We start from the raw sequence: 6,343 nt of genomic DNA on the forward strand, positions 1-6,343 counted from the left end.
TTGTGGATGTGATCTCTTCCAATGTCACCCACACCCAATTACTCGGCACCTCAAACGGCAACTTCTGATAATGGCGCGCAGGAGAAGTTGTTTTTGATTTTTTTGGCCGTTTGATTTTACCTTCGACGATAAGACGCTCTTTCTCGGCACGGATGCGTTCGAGAAGCACTGAGGCCGGTTCATCGTTTGGATCTTGCGGAACAAGTTTGCCTCGAATAGCAAGGTCAAGTATTTTTTGACGTAGTTTCTTTGTATCCATCAGTCCTCCTTGATATTGAGTTGTGCTAAAAGTTCTTCAAGCTGTGCTACGGCAGAGGCAATGTTCTCACTTTTCTTTTTGATCGACGCCATCAGTTCCGACAGCGATACATCTTCAACCGCATCGCCCTGACGGATCCATGTGACATCAAGACTGGTCTTGTCACGAGCGATCAGTTCCTCATATGTGTATTTCCGCCATCGTCCGTCAGGATTCTTTTCGGGATGATACAGTTCGGTTCTATTGTGAATGTTACCGACACAATAGCATTGCACAAACTCTTCAAGAGCAGATTCTGTCAAAGGATTTTGCTTCAATGTATGGCGCACATTTGTCCGATAATCGTAAAACCAGACTTCCTTTGTCTGATTGGCGGGAGCTGCGGGACGCTTTTCAAAAAATACGACATTCGCTTTTACACCCTGAGCATAAAACACGCCTGTCGGCAGACGCAGGATCGTGTGAAGATTACATGTCTCCAACAGATTCTTGCGAATTGTCTCTCCGGCCCCACCTTCAAACAGAACATTGTCAGGCAGCACAACCGCGGCCGTTCCATGATCTTTCAATAGTGATTTTATATGCTGCACGAAATTCAGCTGTTTGTTGGAAGTAGTGGCAATAAAATCCGTACGCCTATAATTGTCTGCTTCCTTTTTGATCTTTATGGTCTTCTCTCCTGTCTCCTTGTCAATCTCTTCCGTCTCTATGACCGATGCCGATTTCTTGCCGAAAGGAGGATTGGTCATGACATAATCGTAATGGTCTCCATCGCCCGGCGCAAAGGCGAGCGAATCCTGACACTTTATCGGCGGAATTCCTCCAAATTCGCCTATACCGTGCAGAAGAAGATTCATAAGGCACAAGCGATATGTCCCGGCCACGATTTCATTACCGAAAAACGTCTCCCGTTTCAGTTTCACCGCATCCTCTTTTGAGAGTGAGCCGGCATTGCCCATCAGATAAGACTTGGCGGCAAGGAGGAAACCGCCGGATCCGCAGCAAGGATCCGCCACGGTTTTACCCAAGGTGGGATTGACACACCTGACGATGACATTGATCAGTGCTCGCGGTGTGAAATACTGCCCCGCACCGCTCTTTGTATCCTGGGCTATGCGTTCAAGCAGACTTTCATAAATCTCGCCTTTGACATCCTCGTGCAACTGGCCCCATTCAATGCCATCGATCATGTTTATGACCTTGGCAATGTGGACCGGAGAATTGATCTTATTCTGCGCTCCACGATAAATCTCGCCGATCATTCCGGTTTTCTTCGAGAGTTTTGACAGTATACCTGAGTAGTACTCTTTGAGTTCCTCTCCGGTCTTTGACTTCAGTATCTCCCAACTGCACTCTTCAGGCAAATCTATGTTTTTCCAATGACGGAAGGACGGAAGTTTCAGATTTTCGTCGACCATCTTCAGGAAAAGCATAAATGTGATCTGTTCCAGATAGTCACTGTTCGACACACCTGCATCCATCAGAATTGTGGCTATCTGCCATACCTTATTGCTTATTTTTGAATCTGCCATATTAGAATTTCAACAATTTCAAGAACACCATCTGACTCTCGTAAAAAACAGCTTATTTTATCAAGCTGCAAGAGCTTCATTGAGTTCGTTTATTATAATTTCATATTTATCTTTAAACAAGCTGTAAAACTTGTCGAAACCGCCATTGACAAGAAAATCTCCATAGTCAAAGTCTTCAGGCTCAATACTGCCGTTTTTAGCAATAAAATCCCTGATCATCTCCAGCCATGACAGCTGTTCGGCAGTAAATGGCACGGTGTCCGCACCTCGTGCGCCTCCTTTGTTTTTGTTTTTCTCAAAGAGCCAGTCCTTATATTTTAGGCGCACACGATCGGCATAGGGAACAAGATCGCTGATCTGCTTCCATTCATAACGAATTACCTGGATAATGTCCATCAGTTCCCTGAACATCGACTTTTTCTTTGTCCGGTCTTCATAGGCAGCAAAGATGATTGTCTCGTTCAGCGCCCGGTTGTGTTCCGTCATGCGGAAATACAACTGATGGATCATGCTCTCGGTTATATGGCGGTTGCGGTAGTCCTGATTGTAGATGATTTGCAATGCCATGATTTCATCGCGATACCGATCAATAAACTCCCGGAATGATTCGCGCACTTTTTCCTTATCCAGATGGACTTTATCGTCAAAGTCAGCCGAAATCAGAGAGTCAAGAGCCGGATCAATGGTCTGCTCGTTTGAATTCCTGACCGTCATGAGATATTTTCTCACTTCAGGATTGAACAGAGGCATCGCAGCCTCGCGACAGCGTTTTGCTATGACATCCTTTCTGAGATTATCCTTTTCCTGCGGCGACATAGCCATATAGTCCTTTTCAGACATTCTGCCTCTCATCTCGGACTCAATGAGATCTATATCATGGGCTGCTTTCAATGCAGCGGCCAGCTGACGCACGGAGACATTGCCCGACAGTTCTTTGAAGCGGTTGCGTTCATTATCGTTCAACACCTTTTCAAGTCGCTCCAGACGGGTTGCAAAAGAGGCAAACGTCTCCTCACTCGTATCGTTGGTGATTATGTTCTGCATCAGTTTTTTGAACGAGACAGATTGTTTTGTGTCCGCCCCGCCTTTGCCTCGTGAAGTTTTCTCGGTCTTTGTGACACCGACCGCATCGACAATCACATAGCCGAGTTTATCCGATTTGGCCGATGGCGATGCCTTACGCAAGTCTTCGGCCCCAAGCGTCCTGCGGGCACGGCCAAGCATCTGTTCATAGAAGTTCTCGCTCTTGATGTCACGCATGAAAAGGAGAATCTCAATGGCTTTCACATCAGTGCCTGTTGCAATTTTAGTCACAGTCACAGCTATGCGCGGATAAAATTCATTTCGGAAAGCATAAAGCAGACTCTGTTCATTTTCTTCGGTCGTATATGTGATTTTCTTACAGAAATCATTACCCTCTCCAAACACGTCTTTGGCAATCTCCACGATGTCGGCGGCATGACTGTCGTTCTTGGCAAATATCAGAGTCTTCGGCAATTCCTCCCGGTCACGGAAATACATCCATTTCCTCCAGCTGTCCCTGAATGTCTGCAAGACGAGACGTATCTGTGATTTGCTGACAACCGAATTATCAAGATCTCTACCGGAATATGAGAGATCCTCATCTGCTGATTGCCACTTCTGAAGGCGTGTGCGCTTGTCACGCACTTCAAGCTGTTGGTGAATACGCGCGACCCTACCGCCCTTTTTCGTTTTTTCAGTCTCGATCACAAAAGTAGCGAAAGCGCCGACATTGACATTGTCTGCGACAGCCTGCTCATGGGTGTACTCACTGACAACATTCTCATTGAAAAACGCATACGTATGGCTGCTTGGAGTTGCAGTCAGCCCGATCAGAAAAGCGTCGAAATATTCCAGTACCTGCCGCCAAAGGTTGTAGATTGACCTGTGACATTCGTCGATGATAATAAAATCAAAAAACTCAGGCGGATATTCCGGATTGTAGACTATCTCTCGCGGATCACCCGTCGCCGCCATCTCTTCCTCATCGGCATCGTCCGGAAAGGTTGAAATGTCACCTTTGAGCATCGAATACAGACGCTGGATTGTAGAGATACAGATTTGCGTTTCCTGAGGAATATTGGATGTCGTTATGCGTTGTATGTTATACAACTCGCTCAACTTTGAGGTTGTGTCGTAAGAAATGAAATTCTTATACTCCATCTCAGCCTGCTCGCCGAGATTTTTCGTATCGACCAAAAAGAGGATGCGCTTGGCCTTACCATGTTTAAGAAGCCGGTAAGTATTCGTAATAGCGGTATAAGTTTTCCCTGCACCGGTAGCCATCTGGACCAATGCGCGAGGATGATTTTTAGCAAAAGAAGCCTCAAGACTTTTTATCGCAGAGATCTGGCAATCACGAAATCCAGCTGACGGCAACTCAGGGAAATCCTTCAGCCTGGCTCTAAGGGTCTTGTTCCCGTTCAGACGATAGTCATCCATCAGAGCCTTCAAATGTTCCGGCCTGTGGAATGAATAAATTTTTCGCAACCTTGGCTTCGGATCATACAAGTCTGTAAACTCTGTGATCAACCCCGTAGCCTCGTAAAGAAAACGCAACATCTCTTTGTCATAATTACCCTTCAAACCGGACTTGGCATATTTCAGATTCTGCTCACAAGCCGCCGATGAAAGAAGAACTCCTGATTCATCCGGTTTTGCCTCTATGAGACCGACCGGAATCCCATCGACAAAAAGAGCATAATCCACCTTATCGCCATCGTTTGTCTGAAATTCTCTGACAGCGACTCCTTTTGAAGCAAATGGATTGAACTCCTTGATGTCCTGTATTGTCCACCCGGCCTCCTTCAGCTTGGCGTCAATTATCAGTCTTGCTTTTTCTTCAGGTTGCATATATTGAAACTTCCGATAATAATCATTATACGAAGTTACAAATTTACTAAATCTTTAGCAATCATTTATCGCCATTTTTATGGAGGATATAAGCGTTTCTCGGATTTTATTCGTATTTTTGTAATAAATTTACTATTAATTTACTTATCTCCACGCATGGGCAAAACGATAACAACTTACCTGATTGATGGCACTCCCCAAGGACCGCGTATGGTTTATGTCAGTAACAAAAACTGTATGGCGATCGTGGTGCCACGATCAAAAATGACTGACATCATCAGCCGTAAGGAATTGCAGAAATATGCCCTCTACATCCTGCTTGGAGAAACCGAAGAAGGGGAACCGAAAGCCTACATCGGAGAAACCAATAATTTCAGCAAACGCATAAAAGACCACGATCAAAAGAAAGGATTCTGGTCCAAGGCCCTGGTGTTCATCTCTCAGAATGAATCTCAGATCGACAAAGCTGATGTACTCTATCTTGAGTCCAAGGCTATTACGCTCGCCATCAAGAACAAGCAATATGTGTTGGACGAGAACAAACAGAATCCGGATCTACCGATACTCCCTGAACACAAACGCGACCCTGACGACGAGTTTTTTGATGATATCATATTCCTGGCCTCTTTTATCGGATGTAACATTTTTGAAGAACCGATCCAGAAACACGACAGACATTCCATTAACATCTTTCTGACAGGCCGTGGCGCCGACGCTCAGGGTGTCTACAACGAGAACGGACTGACCGTCATTGCCGGAAGTATCATCGCACCTGACCACACCAACTCTTGTCCGTCGCCGGAAAAACGGAAGAAACTCATCTCCGAACTGACTGAAGAGGCTGACGGAAAACGCCGACTGAAACTGAACAAGCGCTTCGACAGCCCAAGTGCCGCCTCAGTGTTCTGCCTTGGACGCAGTTCAAACGGATGGACTGACTGGCACAACGCCAAAGGCATCACTCTCAAATCCGTACTGAACGCCAAAAACAAATCCGACCAGCAGTAACAATTAAAGACTTTTTTCGATCAACGATATTCCAATTTTTTCTACGGCTCCCTCTTTGGTCAGCACCACGAATCATAAATATAAAGAGCCTGTAACGTTGACAGTTACAGGCTTTTGTTTTAGCTTATGTATCTTGAGATACATTTTGCGGAAGGACAGGGATTCGAACCCTGGGTTCCCGTAAGGGAACAACGGTTTTCGAGACCGCCCCGATCGACCACTCCGGCATCCTTCCTTTGGTCTTTTGTTTTCCTACTATGTACCCGGACCCGGGATCGAACCGGGATGGATTGCTCCACCGGTGTTTGAGACCGGCGCGTCTACCGATTCCGCCATCCGGGCAAGTGCTTTTCAGCTTCGGCTCACAAATCGCACCTCCAATGGAAACGATATGTGATTTAGACGGGCACAAAGGTAGGGATTTTTTTTATTCCTGACAATAGCTGACCCGATTTTTTGTCTGAATGAAGATTGAAATTTTAGAGGTTGTTAAAAAACAAGAGTTAAAATCTGAGTGGTGTATCTTTTAGATAAATTGTTGTAAATGAGAAAGGAGCATAGCGAGCTATGCGACTGACGAATTTCAACAATTTAGCAAAAGAGACACCAAGGCTAAGGTAACTTTAAAAATTCTCAGACATGAAATTATTGACAGAAAAAAACAACAATA

At 45.4% G+C, this 6,343-nt stretch carries 3 protein-coding genes, 2 tRNA genes and 1 pseudogene; 1 reads left to right on the plus strand and 5 read right to left on the minus strand.

Annotation, left to right across the window (positions count from 1 at the left end):
• From K2H17_RS04770 to K2H17_RS04780, 3 genes and pseudogenes are all read right to left on the minus strand, one after another.
• Positions 1–259, minus strand: a pseudogene (locus tag K2H17_RS04770) (restriction endonuclease subunit S); the annotation flags it as partial.
• Positions 259–1,791 (minus strand): class I SAM-dependent DNA methyltransferase, encoded by a 1,533-nt coding sequence (locus K2H17_RS04775; RefSeq protein WP_300132043.1) that lies wholly within the window; start codon positions 1,789–1,791, stop codon positions 259–261. The pseudogene K2H17_RS04770 and the gene K2H17_RS04775, both read right to left, overlap by 1 nt.
• A 60-nt stretch (positions 1,792–1,851) precedes the next feature.
• Positions 1,852–4,665 carry a DEAD/DEAH box helicase family protein gene (locus tag K2H17_RS04780; RefSeq protein WP_300132044.1) on the minus strand — a complete coding sequence of 938 codons (2,814 nt, stop codon included), beginning with the start codon at positions 4,663–4,665 and terminating at the stop codon, positions 1,852–1,854.
• A gap of 156 nt (positions 4,666–4,821) precedes the next feature.
• Between K2H17_RS04780 and K2H17_RS04785 the strand changes: the two genes are divergently transcribed.
• The gene (locus K2H17_RS04785; RefSeq protein ID WP_300132046.1) at positions 4,822–5,673 is read left to right on the plus strand and encodes a GIY-YIG nuclease family protein; all 852 of its coding nucleotides are present in this window, start codon (positions 4,822–4,824) and stop codon (positions 5,671–5,673) included.
• 148 nt (positions 5,674–5,821) lie between these two features.
• Here K2H17_RS04785 and K2H17_RS04790 read toward each other — a convergent pair.
• Positions 5,822–5,908: transfer RNA gene (locus K2H17_RS04790), tRNA-Ser, on the minus strand.
• A gap of 25 nt (positions 5,909–5,933) precedes the next feature.
• Positions 5,934–6,015: transfer RNA gene (locus K2H17_RS04795), tRNA-Leu, on the minus strand.
• Positions 6,016–6,343 lie beyond the last annotated feature (328 nt).

Source organism: Duncaniella sp., from assembly GCF_029054785.1.
Classification (GTDB): Bacteria; Bacteroidota; Bacteroidia; order Bacteroidales; family Muribaculaceae; genus Duncaniella.